The following is a 14,406-nucleotide window of genomic DNA, read 5'->3' on the forward strand; positions in this document are numbered from 1 at the left end:
CGCTCCCATCCGTCACCCCGCCAGTATCTCCCCGCCCGCCGGTCGCCCGTCAACGGATGCGGTCCGGCCGTGTCCGAACCGTGACCGCCCCCTGCGCCACAGCTTTTCGGGGTGACCCCGAAATGTCCGCGAGACCCCGGCTCGCCAACGACAGGCCGACGGTGACGAGCACCTGCTGGATGTGGTGCCGGTACAGCGGCCGGATGAGGACGACCTCGACGAGCACGCCGACGACAGCCCCGACGAGCACCGCCACGACCGCCGCGACGAGCAGCCGCAGTCCGACGGCCATCGAGGCGGGCAGCGCGTCCATCGTCAGCCAGGCCGCGTAGGCGCCGGCCGTCATGAACGACCCGTGGGCGAAGTTGAGGACGCCCATATGCGGCGTGACCGACTGCGGTTGCACCACCCACAGATACCCCCTAGGGTATGTATCAGCGCCCGGGGACCCGACGGCCCGACCACCACCTTCCCGACCGGAGGACCGATGATCTTCACCCAGTACTACCTCGACTGCCTCTCGCAGGCCTCCTACCTCGTCGCCGACGAGACCACCGGGCAGGCGGTCGTCGTCGACCCCCGCCGCGACGTCGCGGAGTACGTCGAGGACGCCCGCGCCCGCGGGCTGACCATCGTCGGGGTCGTCAACACCCACTTCCACGCCGACTTCGTCTCCGGCCACCTCGAGCTCGCCCGCGAGACGGGTGCCTGGATCGGCTACGGCGAGGCCGCGCAGGCCGACTTCGAGGTCCGCCACCTCGCCGACGGCGAGCGCATCCCGCTCGGAGACGTGACGCTGCAGGTCATGGCGACGCCCGGGCACACCCCCGAGTCGATCTCGGTGCTCGTCTTCGAGCACGCCGACGACGAGGTCGCGTACGGCGTCCTCACCGGCGACGCGCTCTTCATCGGCGACGTCGGCCGCCCGGACCTGCTCGCCTCCATCGGCGCCACCGCCGACGAGCTCGGCCGGATGCTCTACGACTCGATCCAGCACCGGCTGATGGGTCTCGACGACGCGGTGCGCGTCTTCCCCGCCCACGGCGCCGGCTCGGCGTGCGGCAAGAACCTCTCGACCGAGAAGCAGTCGACGATCGGCGAGCAGCGGCGCGTCAACTACGCCTGCCAGCCGATGACGGAGGAGCAGTTCCTCGCCGTCGTCACCGCCGGCCAGCCCGCCGCGCCGGAGTACTTCGTCTACAACGCGATCCTCAACCGCCGCGAGCGCGACGTGCGCGAGCTCGACGTCGCGGTGCCGGCCCTCGACGCGGACGCGGTCGACGCGGCCCTCGCCGACGGGGGCGTCGTCCACGACGCCCGCGACCCGCAGGAGTTCGCAGCCGCCCACCTCGACGGCGCGGTCAACGTGCCGGTCGACGGCCGGATGGCCGAGACCGTCGGGATGGTCTTCCGGCCGGAGCAGCGGATCGTCGTCATGGCCCCGGAGGGCCAGGAGCAGGAGGTCGCGACCCGCTTCTCGCGCATCGGGTTCGACCACGTCGTCGGGTACGTCGCCGACGTCGAGGGCTACCTCCTCGCGCACGCCGACCGCGTGCGCCGGGCGAGCCGGCTCACGGTCACCGAGGTGGCCGAGGCGGCGGCGGTCGGCGACGTGCAGCTCGTCGACGTCCGCAACGCCGGCGAGCTCGAGAACGGCTCCATCCCGGGCGCCCGCCACATCCCGCTCGCCGAGCTGGGCCGCCGCAGCGAGGAGCTCGACCCGGCCCGTCCGGTCGTCGCGTTCTGCGCGGGCGGGTGGCGCAGCTCGGTCGCGACGAGCCTGCTGCGCTCGCGCGGCATCGCCGACGTGTCGGACGTGCTCGGCGGGTACGCCGCCTGGGACGCAGCGCACGCCAGCGCCTGATCGCCCTCCCCCGACGAAGCCCCCGGGCGTCCCGCCGCCCGGGGGCTTCGTCGTGCGGGCAGAAAGGTCGCGCACGAGACCCTGCGGTCCATCCTCGGACCGATACCGTCCCGGGTGTGCACCTCGGTGCACGGGGCCCCGGACAGACGGCGGCGGAGCGGAGACACGAGTCCTGCCCGCCGCCGTCGTCCGTCCGCCGCGGGTCGAGGTGAAATCCGACCCTCTGGCGGTGCCGTTTCACCTCGATGCACGCAGCCACACCCGGGTCGAGGTGATGACCGACCCTCTGGCGGTCCCGTTTCACCTCGATGCCCGCAGCCACACCGGGGTCGAGGTGATGACCGACCCTCTGCTGGTCGCCTTTCACCTCGACGCCCGCAGCCACACCCGGGTCGAGGTGATGACCGACCCTCTGCTGGTCGCCTTTCACCTCGATGCCCGCAGCCACAACGGGGTCGAGGTATCCAGCCGGCCGCCGGTGGTGGCCGGATACCTCGACCGAGCGGCCCGCTGTCGTTCGCCCCACACTCCGGAGCAATCGGGATGAGCGGTCTTCTGCGCCACTCCCCGAGGCAACCGGGATCAGCGGACGGATGCGTCGACGAGCGGCCCGGAGCCACCGCTCATCCCGGCTGCTCCGAGATGGGACGCAGCCCACCGCTCATCCCGGTTGCTCCGAGATGGGGAGCAACCAGCAGCGGCTCGACGTCCCCTCACCCCCTGGCCGTCGCGGGTCGAGGTGATGTCCGACCTTCAGGTGGTCGGGTTTCACCTCGATGCCCGCAGCCACACCCGGGTCGAGGTGAAGACCGACCCCCTGGTGGTCGCGTCTCACCTCGACCCGCCGGCCGCTGGCAGGCTGGCCTCGTGCGAGCCCTCGTCTACGACGCCTTCCGCGAGCCCCTGCGGGTCACCGAGCTCCCCGACCCGACTGCTCCGGCGGGCGGCGCCGTCGTCCGGGTCCTCAGCGCCGGCCTCTGCCGCAGCGACTGGCACGGCTGGATGGGCCACGACGACGACATCGCCACCTTCCCCCATGTGCCGGGGCACGAGCTCGCCGGCGTCGTCGAGTCGGTCGGCGACGGCGTCGACCCCGCGTGGGTCGGCCGCCCCGTCACCGCCCCCTTCGTCCAGGCCTGCGGGGCGTGCCCCACGTGCGCGGCCGGCGACGGCCAGGTCTGCCCCCACCAGCGCCAGCCGGGCTTCACCGACCCCGGGTGCTTCGCCGAGCGCCTCGTCGTCCACGCCGCCGGCACCAACCTCGTCGCCCTCCCCGACGACGTCCCGCCGCAGGTCGCCGCCGGCCTCGGCTGCCGCGTCGCCACCGCCCACCGGGCCGTCGTCGCGCGCGGTCGGGTCGCGCCCGGCGACACGGTCCTCGTCAGCGGATGCGGCGGCGTCGGGCTCGCGTCCGTCGCGATCGCCGTCGCCGCCGGGGCGCGCGTCGCCGCCACCGACCCGGACCCCGCCTCCCGCGCCCGCGCCGAGGCCCTCGGCGCCGAGCTCACCCTCGACGCGGCGCTGGACCCGGCCGAGCTCGTCGCGGCCGTCGCCGACTGGTCCGACGGCGGCGTGCGCGTCGGCATCGAGGCCGTCGGGTCACCCACCGCCTGCCGCACCGGGATCCTCGCCCTCGGACGCCGCGCCCGACATGTCCAGGTCGGACTGCTGCCGCCCGCCGCCGGGTCCGCGACCGTCCCGATGGGACGCGTCATCGGCTGGGAGCTCGACGTGCTCGGCAGCCACGGGATGGCCGCCGCCGACTACGCGGGCCTGCTCGACGACGTCGCCGGCGGACGCCTCGACCTCGGCGCGCTCCTGGCCCCCGGTGACCCGGTCGGGCTCGCCGAGGCCGGCACACTGCTCGCGAGGATGGGCGAGGCCGGCTCGCGCGGGATGGTCCTTGTCGACCCCACCCGCTGACCGAGCGGCGCCGGGCAGACCACCCGGCCCGACGCCGTCCGTGATCGTCCGGACGTCTCGAGGTCATACCCCGCCGCGTATGCGACGCAGTGATCCCAGGCACACTCGCACCGGCCCGCCCGACGCGCCAGACTGGCCCCATGGGGCCGCGCCGGTGGTGGGACGAGCGGGTGCTGCCGCGCCTGACGCACCGCGCCTGCCAGGGAGCGGACGTCGACCGCTGGCGGGCTCCGGTGTGCGCACGGGCGCAGGGCGTCGTGCTCGACATCGGGTTCGGCTCCGGCCCGAACCTCGAGCACTACCCGGTCGCCGTCACCCGTGTGCTCGTCGCCGACCCCTCGGACCTCGCCTGGGAGCTCGCGTCGGCGCGCGTCGCCGCGTTCGGCCGGCCGGTCGAGCGGGTCTCCCTCGACGCCGCCGACCTCTCCGCGCTCGCCGACGGCTCCGTCGACACCGTCGTCACCGCGTGGGCCCTCTGCACGGTGCCCGAGGTCGAGCGCGCCCTGGCCGAGGCCCGGCGGGTGCTGCGACCCGGCGGCGCGCTGCACTTCGTCGAGCACTCGCTCGCCCCCGACCCCGGCACCGTCCGGGTGCAGCGCTTCGTCCAGCCGGTGTGGGGGCGGATGGCCGGCGGCTGCCACGTCGACCGCGACCTGCCGCGGGTCATCGAGGCGGCGGGCTTCGAGGTCACGCTCGACCGGGCCCGCTACATCGCCCCCGGCCCGATGCGCGCCTGGAGCTGGTTCGTCACCGGCTCCGCCCGCCCCACCTGAGGAGCCGCACGCCCGTCACGACGAGCCACACGAGCCAGAGGACGAGGCCGAGGAGGGTGACGGGTGCGGGCGAGGCGGTCACTTGGGGTCCTTCCACGTCGGGATCGTGCGGCGTAGGGAAGCCTGCTCGACGGCTCGGGAGAAGTCACGGGCCGCGACGACGAGTCAGGGACGAACCAGGGTCGACCCGCAGGATGCGCACCGTGGTGGTCGCCGCGGCCGGCTCCGTGGCGCGGGAGGTGGGGTGATCACCCCACGTTCGGCACCACCGTCGACACCATCGGCGGCGGGGCGGCCATCACCCCGAGCACGATGACGCCGCGCCACCCGACGGGGTGGCGCGGCGGTCGGAGCGGCTCAGCGGCCGAACAGCTTGCCGAGGAAGCCGGTGCTCGGCTCGCCCTCGTGGCCCTGGCAGCGGTCGGACGACGGCACGCCGCGCATCACCTGGTCGACGTGCTGGCCGCAGCCGGCCCACGTCGTCTTGCCGCACTTGCGGCAGCTGACGGCTCGGCACATGGGGGGTCCTCCTCGGGGACGGGCACGCGGGGTACGTTCGGCAAGATACCCCCCGGGGTAACTAGTCAGCAACCCGGCGGAGGAGGACCACCGCGTCGAGCGCCGGCCGGTCGGCGCCGTCGACGACCCGCTCACGCAGGTCGGACGAGACCACCTCGACGGGCAGGTCCGCCGCCGCGGCGACGACGTCGTCCGGGTCGTGGAGCACGCCGGGGTCCTGCGGCCCGCCGACGCCGTCGGCGAGGTTGCGGGCGGCGTGGCACACGACGAGCACGGTGCCGCCGGGCCGGACGACCTCGACCCCGCGGGCCAGCGCCCGGCGCCACTGCGCATCCGGCAGCTGCAGGTACGCGAAGAGGACGAGGTCGTAGCCGTGACCGGACGGCGCCGCGGGGAGGGGTTCGAGCGCATCGGCGACGACCGCGCGGAAGGGTCCCGCGTCGGCACCGAGGCGTCGGCCGGCGATGTCGCGGGCCCGCTCGACGGCGACCGGCGAGAAGTCGGCCGACGTGGCGTCCCATCCGCGCTCGGCGAGCCAGAGGGCGTTGCGGCCCTCGCCCGCGGCGACGTCGAGCACCGAGCCCGGCGCCATCGGCCCGACGATCTCCTCGACGAACGTGTTCGGGCCGGACGACCAGACGAGGTCGGAGCCCGAGTACCGGGCGTCCCAGGCGAGGGAGTCCATCACCACCTCCGGGTCAGGCGAGCGAGAGGAAGAGCTTCTCCATCGACTCGACGTCCATCGAGCCGGCCTCGGGGTTGGTGATGCACTGCCGCAGCCCGAGGGCGATGACGGCGAAGCCGGCCCGGTCGAGGGCCTTCGAGACGGCGGCGAGCTGCGTGACGATGTCCTGGCAGTCACGACCGTCTTCGATCATCTTGAGGATGCCGCCGATCTGGCCCTGCGCCCGCTTGAGCCGCTTGACGACGGCCTGCATCTCGGTGGGGTCGAGCTCCATGCTGGGGCCTCCGCGGGCGATCGACGACGAGGCGTCGAGCGTACCCCCCGCGGTACCCGACGTGGGGCGAGCGGGTGCGGACACAGAGGCGACGCTCAGTTCGCGTCGGACTGGGCCGTGACCTGGGCCCGGACCTCGTCCATGTCGAGGCCCTTGATGCCCTCGACGACCTGCTCGAGCGCGGCGGGCGGCAGTGCACCGGCCTGACGGAAGACGAGGATGCCGTCGCGGAAGCCCATGAGCGTCGGGATCGAGGTGATCTGCGCGGCGCCGGCGAGCGCCTGCTCGGCCTCGGTGTCGACCTTGCCGAAGGTGATGTCGTCGTGCGCCTCGCTCGACTTCTCGTAGGTCGGCGCGAACTGGCGGCACGGGCCGCACCAGGACGCCCACCAGTCGACGAGCACGATGCCCTCGTCGGTGACGGTCTTCTCGAAGGTCTCGGCCGTGAGGTCCACGGTGGCCATGTCAGCTCCTCGGAGTCGGGGGAACGGGTTCGGATCGGTCAACAGGATACCCCTGTGGGTATATTCCCGGACGCGCTGTCGAGAGTGAGAACACCCCGAAGGCGCGAGTTCATCCCCGCGAGCGGACCGCACCGTGAGGGCGACGCGCACCCGCGGCGACGCACCGCCGATGCGCAGACGGGAGGATGAGGCGTGCCCGCTCCGCTGAACCGCGCCCTCGAGGCCGTCCTCGACGGCGCCGACGCCGAGGCCCTGCGCCGGGCGACGACCCGGCTCATCGACGTGTACCGGTCCGGGAGGCCGCCGGCCGAGCAGGTGCTGGCCGACCGCGTGGCGGCCACCGCCTACGCCGCCTACCGGATGCCGGCGACGCACGCCGCCGTCGCGCGCGTCCTGCGGTACGCGCTCGAGGTCGCCCCCGACCTCGCCCCGCGCTCGCTCGTCGACGTCGGGGGCGGCACCGGCGCCGCGGCGTGGGCGGTGGCGGAGGCGTTCGAGGGGCTGGCGTCGGTGGAGGTCGTCGACGGCTCCGCCGACGCGCTGGCGGTGGGGCAGGCGGTGGGGCGCCACGGGCCGCCCGCGGTCATCGGCGCCCGCTGGACGCGGCGGGACCTCGGGGACGGCGCCGCGGTGCCGGCGGCCGACCTCGCGACCGTCGCCTACCTGCTGGGCGAGCTCGACGCCGGGCTGCAGGAGCGGGTCGTCGACGCGGCCGCGGCCGCCGCGGACGTCGTGGCGGTCGTCGAGCCCGGGACGCCGCGGGGGTTCGCGGCCGTCGTCGCGGCGCGCGACCGGCTGCTCGCGGCCGGCTGGCACGTCGTCGCCCCGTGCCCGCACGAGCTCGCCTGCCCCCTCGCGGCGGCCGGTGACTGGTGCCACCTGGCCGTCCGGCTCGACCGCACGGCGCTGCACCGCCGGCTCAAAGGGGCGGCGCTCGGCCACGAGGACGAGAAGGTGTCGTACGTCGTCGCCCGACGTGGACCGGCTCCCGCCGACCTGCCCGCGGGACGTGTGCTGCGGCATCCGCAGACACGCAAGGGACTGGTCCGGCTGGAGCTGTGCCGGGCCGACGGGAGCGCCTCCGCGGAGGTCGTCAGCAGGCGTCAGGGCCCGCGGTACCGGGCCGCGCGCCACGCCGGGTGGGGGGACCAGTGGCCCGATGGGGGAACGGACCCGGCAGACTGACCGTTGACGCCGCCGGACACACCCCGGCGGTAGCGTCGGAACTTCAGCACCACACGACAACGAGGAAAGGTCCCATGTCGACCAAGAAGGACATCGCCCAGGCCGTCTCGCAGCGCACGGACGTCTCCGCGTCCGCCGCCGAGGAGATCATCAACGCGGCCCTCGACGTGGTCGTCGAGCACCTCGCCAAGGGCGAGGACGTCAAGCTGGCCGGTTTCGGCAGCTTCGAGACCCGCGAGCGCGCCGCCCGCACCGGCCGCAACCCGCAGACCGGCGACGAGATCCAGATCGCCGCGTCGACGTCGGTCGGCTTCAAGGCCGCCGCGCAGCTCAAGCGCGCCGTCAACGGCTGACGCAGCAGCACACGCCCGAACGGGGCGCCGACCACCCGGTCGGCGCCCCGTTCGCGTCCCCGCCCCACGCGCCCCTCGCGCCTCCCCTTTTCGGGGTCACCCCGAAATGTCCACGAGACCCCGGCTCGGAGCCGGGGCCTCGTGGACGAACCCCTGGGTCGGGCGCGCTTGGCCGTCCACAGCGGAATATTCTGAGAACGGTTCTCATTGAGAGCGTCGGTGGGTGCACCACCCACGAGGCGGCCCGCCGAGGCCGCACCGCCACTCCGCACCGAATCGAGGATCAGATGGCGAAGAAGTCCGCCGACGTCCGACCGAAGGTCGTCCTGCGCTCGAGCGCCGGGACCGGCACCACGTACGTCACCGAGAAGAACCGGCGCAACGACCCCGACCGGCTGGTCCTGCGCAAGTACGACGCGACCGTGCGCCGGCACGTCGAGTTCCGCGAGACCCGCTGACCCCACCCTTCTTCTCGACATATTGCGAGTTCGGCTGCTCGACACGCCGTCCCCAGGCGTGTCGAGCGGCCGAGCTCGCAATAAGTGGGGGCGCCGCGGGGTTGGCCCCGAGGACCACACTCCCCCGACGTCGCAGGAGATGACCGCATGAGCCTCGAGCGCCCCACCGCCCCGAACCCGTACGAGATGCTGCCCGCCGTCCCGTCCTTCACGGTGACGAGCGAGGACGTGACCGACGGCGCGCCCCTCAAGGCCGATCAGGTCGCCGACCAGGGCAACACCTCACCGCAGGTCTCCTGGAGCGGCGCCCCCGAGGGCACGCAGAGCTACGTCGTCACCGTCTTCGACCCGGACGCCCCCACCCCGTCGGGCTTCTGGCACTGGGTGCTCGTCGACGTGCCCGCCGACGTCACGTCGCTGCCGGCCGGCGCCGCGGCGGGCGAGCTGCCCGGGAAGGCCTTCCACGTCCGCAACGACGGCGGCGAGCACGGCTTCACGGGCGCCGCCCCGCCCGAGGGCGACGTGCCGCACCGCTACTACCTCGTCGTGCACGCCGTCTCCGAGCCCACGCTCGGGGTCGACGCCGACGCCTCACCCGCCGTGGTCTCGTTCAACCTCGCCTTCAAGACCCTCGGCCGGGCCGTCATCCACGGGACCTACCAGCACTGATGCGACCAGCCGTCGCGCCCCGCCGCGACGGAATCCGTCGTCTCATCGCGCCCCCGCTGCCCTTTCCGGCAGCGGGGGCGCACACGTATGCTCGCCGGCATGCACCAGTACATCGCCGGTGGGCGGCGGACCGGCAGCACCGGCGAGCACTTCGACGTCCTCGACCCCGGCACGGACGAGGTGGTCGAGTCCGTCGTCCTCGCCGGCACCGACGACGTCGACGCCGCGGTCGACGCCGCGACCGCCGCCTACGCCGACTGGTCGCGTGCGACCCCGGCCGAGCGCTCCGCCGTCCTGCTCAAGGCCGCGGCCCTCCTCGACGAGCGCGCGGAGGAGCTCGCGCAGCTCGAGTCGCGCCAGGCCGGCAAGCCGATCCGCCTCGCGCGCGAGTTCGACGTGCCGGGCACCGTCGACAACACCGCGTTCTTCGGCGCCGCCGCCCGCCGCCTCGACGGCATGGCCACCGGCGAGTACTCCGCCGACCACACGAGCACGATCCGCCGGGAGCCGATCGGCGTCGTCGGCTCGATCGCCCCGTGGAACTACCCCCTCCAGATGGCCGCCTGGAAGGTGCTGCCGGCGATCGCCGCGGGCAACACGATCGTCCTCAAGCCCGCCGAGATCACGCCGCTGACCTCGCTCCCCTTCGCCGAGGCCTTCACGGAGGCCGGCGCGCCCCCCGGGGTCGTCAACGTCGTCACCGGCACCGGGCCGGTCGCCGGCGAGCACCTCGTCTCCCACCCCGGTGTCGCAATGACGTCGTTCACCGGCTCGACCGCCGTCGGCCGTCGGGTCATGGCCACGGCCGCGGCCACCGGCAAGCGCGTCCACCTCGAGCTCGGCGGCAAGGCGCCGTTCGTCGTGTTCGACGACGCCGACCTCGAGGCCGCGGTCCACGGCGCCGTCGCCGGCAACCTCATCAACGCCGGGCAGGACTGCACCGCCGCGGCGCGGGCCATCGTCCACCGCTCCGTCTACGACGAGTTCGTCCGGGGCGTCGCCGACCTCTACGGCTCCGTGCGGATGGGCCCGACGGCGGACCCGGCCACCGACCTCGGCCCGCTGTCGTCGCGCGCGCACCTCGGCAAGGTCGCCGGGATGGTCGAGCGCGCCCGCGGGTACGCCCGCGTCGTCCGCGGCGGCGCCACCCCCGGCGGCGACCTCGCCCGGGGCTGCTACTACGAGCCGACCGTCGTCGCCGACGTGCCGCTCGACTCCGAGATCTGGCGCGACGAGGTCTTCGGCCCGGTGCTCGTCGTCGTCCCGTTCGACGACGACGACGAGGCCATGCGGCTCGCCAACGACACCGAGTTCGGGCTGGCCGCCTCGGCCTGGACCCGCGACACCTACCGCGCCGGCCGCGCGACCCGCGAGATCGCCGCCGGCTGCGTGTGGGTCAACGACCACATCCCGATCATCAGCGAGATGCCGCACGGCGGGTACAAGTCCTCCGGCTTCGGCAAGGACATGTCGGCGTACTCGCTCGACGAGTACACGAACGTCAAGCACGTCATGCACGACATCACCGGCGAGGCGCACAAGCCGTGGCACCGCACGATCTTCACGCTGCCGGGCTGACGTGGCGCCGTCCGCTCCGGGCGGGCGCGCGCCGGGCCTCCTCGCCTACCGTGAGGGGATGAGCGAGCTGCTGCCCGGCGACCCCCTGCGCACCGCCGCGAACATCGTCACCGGCGCGGTCGACCGCGTCGTCGGCCTCGTCCGCGGCGACGACCGCCCGCCGCCGCCCACGGCCGGGTCCGTCGACCTCGCCCGGTACGCCGGCCGCTGGTACGAGCTCGCCCGCCTGCCGATGACCTTCCAGGACGACGCGACGGTGAGCATCGCCGAGTACACGCTGCGTGACGACGGCTCGGTCGGCGTGCACAACGAGAGCCACCGCGGCGACGAGCTCGAGCACTCGATCGACGGCTCGGCCACCCCGGCGGAGGGCGCCGAGGAGAGCAAGGACCGGCTGCGGGTGCGCTTCGGCGGCCTCGTCCGCTTCGTGCCGGTGTCGTCCGAGGGCAACTACTGGGTGATGCGCCTCGCCGAGGACTACTCCACCGCGCTCGTCGGCACGCCCGACCGCTCCGCCCTCTGGATGCTCGCCCGCGACGAGCACGCCTGGGGCTCACCGGCGGTCGGGGCGCACCTCGCCTGGGCCGAGGAGCAGGGCTTCGACCTCGACCCGCTGCTCGTCGCCGACTGGACCACCCGCACGACACGTCCGTACCGCCCCACCGCCTGACGCACCGACCCGACCAGTTCGCCTCCGCCCGACCCCGAAAGGCCGCCCGATGACCGAGTTCGCCTCCCCCGACGTCCAGCCCGACAGCGAGAAGGGCGCCCAGGTCGCGCGCGACGACCGCGCGCACGTCTTCCACTCGTGGTCCGCGCAGGCGCAGATCGCGCCGCTGCCGATCGCCGGCGCATCGGGCTCGTACTTCTGGGACTTCGAGGGCAAGCGCTACCTCGACTTCTCGAGCCAGCTCGTCAACGTCAACATCGGCTACCAGCACCCGAAGCTCGTCGCCGCCATCCAGGAGGCCGCGGCCCGGCAGTGCACCATCGCGCCGAGCTTCGCCGACGAGTCGCGCTCCGAGGCCGCGCGGATGATCGCCGAGCGCGCCCCCGAGGGCCTCGACAAGGTGTTCTTCACCAACGGCGGCGCGGAGGCCACCGAGAACGCGATGCGGATGGCGCGCATCCACACCGGCCGCCACAAGATCCTCACGACCTACCGCAGCTACCACGGCGCGACGAGCGGCTCCATCCTCGCGACCGGCGAGCCGCGCCGCTGGGGCTCCGAGCCCGGCGCACCGGGGTTCGTGCACTTCTGGGGCCCGTACCCGTTCCGGTCGGCGTTCCACTCCACCTCGCCGGAGCAGGAGTGCGAGCGCGCGCTGCAGCACCTGCGCGACACGATCATGGTCGAGGGGCCGCAGACGATCGCGGCGATCATGCTCGAGACCGTCGTCGGCACCAACGGCATCCTCGTGCCGCCGGACGGCTACCTCGCCGGCGTCCGCGAGCTGTGCGACGAGTTCGGCATCCTCTGGATCGCCGACGAGGTGATGGCCGGCTTCGGGCGCTGCGGCGAGTGGTTCGCCGTCGACCACTGGGACCTCGCGCCCGACCTCATCTGCTTCGCGAAGGGCGTCAACAGCGGCTACGTGCCGCTCGGCGGCGTCGTCATGTCCAGCAAGGTGGCGGCGACGTTCGACGACCGCCCCTACCCCGGCGGCCTCACCTACTCGGGCCACCCGCTGGCCTGCGCCTCGGCCGTCGCGTCGATGCGGATCTTCGAGGAGGAGGGCATCCTCGAGCACGTCCGGAAGATGGCCGACACCGTGATCGGGCCGCGCCTGGAGGAGATCCGCGCCGCGCACCCCTCGGTCGGCGAGGTCCGCGGCCTCGGGATGTTCTGGGCGCTCGACCTCGTCAAGGACGCGACGACGAACGAGGCGCTCGTGCCCTACAACGCCTCGGGCGAGGCGGCGAAGCCGATGGGCGAGCTGATGGCCGCGTGCAAGGCCGAGGGCCTGTGGCCGATGACCCACTTCAACCGGCTGCACGTCGTGCCGCCGTGCACGACGACCGCCGAGGAGCTCACCGAGGGCCTCGACATCCTCGACCGCGCCCTCGCCGTCGCGGACGCCCACGTCACGGCCTGACCCCGAGGGCTCGCAGCGCGGGCTACACCGCAGTACGTGTCGTTGTGGCGACAGTGACTGCGGTGTAGCCCGCGTCGGCGTCAGTGGTGGGCGTCGTCGAGCGTCAGCCCCGCCGGCACGAGGCGCCACACCGCGAGCGCCGCGAGCGCGGTAAGCACCGCCCCGACGGCCCCGACCGCCGCGAAGGCGGTGACGAACGCGTCGGAGGCGACGCCGAAGGACGGCCCACTCACGGCTCCGGCGACGGACTCGCGCGCGGCGCCGCCCACGTCGGCGGGCAGGCCCGCGCGGTACACCGCACCGACCAGGCTGCCGAGGAAGGTGATGCCGAGCACCGCTCCGAGCTCGTAGGTGATCTCCTCGACGGCCGCCGCGGAGCCGGCCTGGGTGTCCGTGGCCGCGCCCATGATGAGGGCCGAGCCGAGGCCGAGCGCGGAGGTGCCGAGCCCGACCACGGCGAAGGCGAGCGCCCCAGCGCGTGCGCGTGGTGACGGTGACGCTGCCCAACGGCCGCGCGCAGGCCGTCTTCGCCGTGCCGACCACGCCGGCCGACGTCGCGACGCGCCGCCTCGCCGTCACGCTCGGGCTGACCGGCCTCGTCGCGGCGGTGCTCGTCGGCCTGCTGCTCTGGTGGGTCGACCGGCTCGGGCTGCGGCCCATCGCCGCGATGACCGAGGCCGCCGGCGCCATCACCGCCGGGGACACCGCCCGCCGCGTCCCGCCGGGGCCGCCCGGCACCGAGGCCGCCCGGCTCGGCGAGGCGCTCAACACGATGATCGACACGACGACGGCCACCAACGAGCGGATGCGCCGCTTCGTCGCCGACGCCTCGCACGAGCTGCGCACCCCGCTGACGACCGTCGGGGGCTACGCCGCGCTGCACGCCGCCCGGCCGCCCGGCCCGCTCGACACGGCGGGCCGCGCCGAGGTCGACGACGCGATGCGGCGCATCGGCGACGAGGCCGGCCGGATGCGCCGGCTCGTCGACGGCCTCCTCGACCTCACCGGGCTGGAGTCGCCGGACGCGCTCCGCCGCGAGCCGGTCGACCTCGCGGCCGTGCTGCGCGACGTCGCCTCGGACCTGCGGGTCGTCGCGCCGGACCGGGTCGTCGCCCTCGACGCACCCGCCTCGCTCGTCATCGACGCCGACCACGACCGCGTCACCCAGGCGGTGGTCGGGCTGACGTCGAACGCCGTCCGGCACACGCCGGCGGGCAGCCCGGTCGCGCTGCGGCTGCACGCCGTGCCGGGGTGGGTGCGCATCGAGGTCTCGGACGCGGGGCCCGGCATCCCGCCGAGCACCTGCCGCACCTGCTCGAGCGGTTCTACCGGGTCGACCGCTCCCGCAGCTCCGGCAGCGGGGGGTCGGGGCTCGGGCTCGCCGTCGTCGACGCCGTGGCGCGTGCGCACGGCGGCACGGTGTCGGTGGCGTCGACGCCGGACGTGGGCACGACGTTCGTCCTGGACCTCCCCGACCGACCGGCCTGACCCTGTGGACGGAGTCGGCGGATGTCGGTCCGCCGACGTACGGTGGGGTGTTCGGGTCCGTCGCGCCAGGGGACGGA

Annotated in this window: 17 protein-coding genes and 1 pseudogene; 12 read left to right on the forward strand and 6 right to left on the reverse strand. The window is 74.2% G+C overall.

Annotation, left to right across the window (positions count from 1 at the left end; all coding sequences use genetic code 11):
* Positions 1-49: 49 nt before the first annotated feature.
* Positions 50-346, reverse strand: coding sequence for a hypothetical protein (locus LG324_RS00350; protein ID WP_404350789.1), 297 nt, complete (start codon positions 344-346; stop codon positions 50-52).
* A 141-nt stretch (positions 347-487) separates the two neighbouring features.
* Here LG324_RS00350 and LG324_RS00355 point away from each other — a divergent pair, with 141 nt between their 5' ends.
* From LG324_RS00355 to LG324_RS00370, 4 genes are all read left to right on the forward strand, one after another.
* Complete coding sequence (locus LG324_RS00355) at positions 488-1,864, forward strand: rhodanese-like domain-containing protein (RefSeq protein WP_404350791.1); 1,377 nt, start codon at positions 488-490, stop codon at positions 1,862-1,864.
* A gap of 229 nt (positions 1,865-2,093) precedes the next feature.
* The gene (locus LG324_RS00360; RefSeq protein WP_404350793.1) at positions 2,094-2,411 is read left to right on the forward strand and encodes a hypothetical protein; all 318 of its coding nucleotides are present in this window, start codon (positions 2,094-2,096) and stop codon (positions 2,409-2,411) included.
* Between the two features lie 320 nt (positions 2,412-2,731).
* Positions 2,732-3,787 (forward strand): alcohol dehydrogenase catalytic domain-containing protein, encoded by a 1,056-nt coding sequence (locus LG324_RS00365; protein ID WP_404350795.1) that lies wholly within the window; start codon positions 2,732-2,734, stop codon positions 3,785-3,787.
* Positions 3,788-3,927: 140 nt separating this feature from the next.
* Positions 3,928-4,560 carry a class I SAM-dependent methyltransferase gene (locus LG324_RS00370; RefSeq protein WP_404350797.1) on the forward strand — a complete coding sequence of 211 codons (633 nt, stop codon included), beginning with the start codon at positions 3,928-3,930 and terminating at the stop codon, positions 4,558-4,560.
* Positions 4,561-4,917: 357 nt separating this feature from the next.
* Here LG324_RS00370 and LG324_RS00375 read toward each other — a convergent pair whose 3' ends face one another.
* From LG324_RS00375 to trxA, 4 genes are all read right to left on the reverse strand, one after another.
* Positions 4,918-5,079, reverse strand: a complete 162-nt coding sequence (locus LG324_RS00375) for a hypothetical protein (protein WP_207022174.1) — start codon at positions 5,077-5,079, stop codon at positions 4,918-4,920.
* A gap of 61 nt (positions 5,080-5,140) precedes the next feature.
* The gene (locus tag LG324_RS00380; protein ID WP_404350799.1) at positions 5,141-5,764 is read right to left on the reverse strand and encodes a class I SAM-dependent methyltransferase; all 624 of its coding nucleotides are present in this window, start codon (positions 5,762-5,764) and stop codon (positions 5,141-5,143) included.
* Between the two features lie 13 nt (positions 5,765-5,777).
* Positions 5,778-6,038, reverse strand: a complete 261-nt coding sequence (locus LG324_RS00385; protein WP_173027326.1) for a metal-sensitive transcriptional regulator — start codon at positions 6,036-6,038, stop codon at positions 5,778-5,780.
* Positions 6,039-6,133: 95 nt separating this feature from the next.
* Positions 6,134-6,502 (reverse strand): thioredoxin, encoded by a 369-nt coding sequence (gene trxA / locus LG324_RS00390; RefSeq protein ID WP_404350802.1) that lies wholly within the window; start codon positions 6,500-6,502, stop codon positions 6,134-6,136.
* 192 nt (positions 6,503-6,694) lie between these two features.
* On the opposite strand from trxA, the gene LG324_RS00395 reads away from it, so the two are divergent.
* The 7 genes from LG324_RS00395 (at position 6,695) to LG324_RS00425 (ending at position 12,841) form a co-directional block, all read left to right on the forward strand.
* Positions 6,695-7,687, forward strand: a complete 993-nt coding sequence (locus LG324_RS00395) for a small ribosomal subunit Rsm22 family protein (RefSeq protein WP_404350804.1) — start codon at positions 6,695-6,697, stop codon at positions 7,685-7,687.
* A 74-nt stretch (positions 7,688-7,761) separates the two neighbouring features.
* Positions 7,762-8,040 carry an HU family DNA-binding protein gene (locus LG324_RS00400; RefSeq protein ID WP_030526270.1) on the forward strand — a complete coding sequence of 93 codons (279 nt, stop codon included), beginning with the start codon at positions 7,762-7,764 and terminating at the stop codon, positions 8,038-8,040.
* Positions 8,041-8,327: 287 nt separating this feature from the next.
* Entirely contained in the window at positions 8,328-8,498 is a 171-nt protein-coding gene (rpmG, locus tag LG324_RS00405) for a 50S ribosomal protein L33 (protein WP_030526269.1), read from the forward strand.
* 147 nt (positions 8,499-8,645) lie between these two features.
* Positions 8,646-9,167: a YbhB/YbcL family Raf kinase inhibitor-like protein gene (locus LG324_RS00410; protein WP_030526268.1), complete on the forward strand. Its 522-nt coding sequence runs from the start codon at positions 8,646-8,648 to the stop codon at positions 9,165-9,167.
* A 99-nt stretch (positions 9,168-9,266) separates the two neighbouring features.
* A complete protein-coding gene (locus LG324_RS00415; RefSeq protein ID WP_404350807.1) occupies positions 9,267-10,745 on the forward strand; it encodes a gamma-aminobutyraldehyde dehydrogenase in 1,479 nt (492 codons plus the stop codon).
* A gap of 58 nt (positions 10,746-10,803) precedes the next feature.
* Positions 10,804-11,415, forward strand: a complete 612-nt coding sequence (locus tag LG324_RS00420; protein WP_084696552.1) for a lipocalin family protein — start codon at positions 10,804-10,806, stop codon at positions 11,413-11,415.
* A 49-nt stretch (positions 11,416-11,464) separates the two neighbouring features.
* Positions 11,465-12,841: an aspartate aminotransferase family protein gene (locus LG324_RS00425; protein WP_036828613.1), complete on the forward strand. Its 1,377-nt coding sequence runs from the start codon at positions 11,465-11,467 to the stop codon at positions 12,839-12,841.
* An 80-nt stretch (positions 12,842-12,921) separates the two neighbouring features.
* Here LG324_RS00425 and LG324_RS00430 read toward each other — a convergent pair whose 3' ends face one another.
* Entirely contained in the window at positions 12,922-13,296 is a 375-nt protein-coding gene (locus LG324_RS00430) for a hypothetical protein (RefSeq protein ID WP_404350809.1), read from the reverse strand.
* Positions 13,297-13,508: 212 nt separating this feature from the next.
* Here LG324_RS00430 and LG324_RS00435 point away from each other — a divergent pair.
* Positions 13,509-14,329, forward strand: a pseudogene (locus LG324_RS00435) (ATP-binding protein).
* The last annotated feature ends 77 nt before the right edge of the window (positions 14,330-14,406 follow it).

This window comes from Phycicoccus jejuensis, from assembly GCF_044797865.1.
GTDB classification, from domain to species: Bacteria; Actinomycetota; Actinomycetes; order Actinomycetales; family Dermatophilaceae; genus Phycicoccus; species Phycicoccus jejuensis.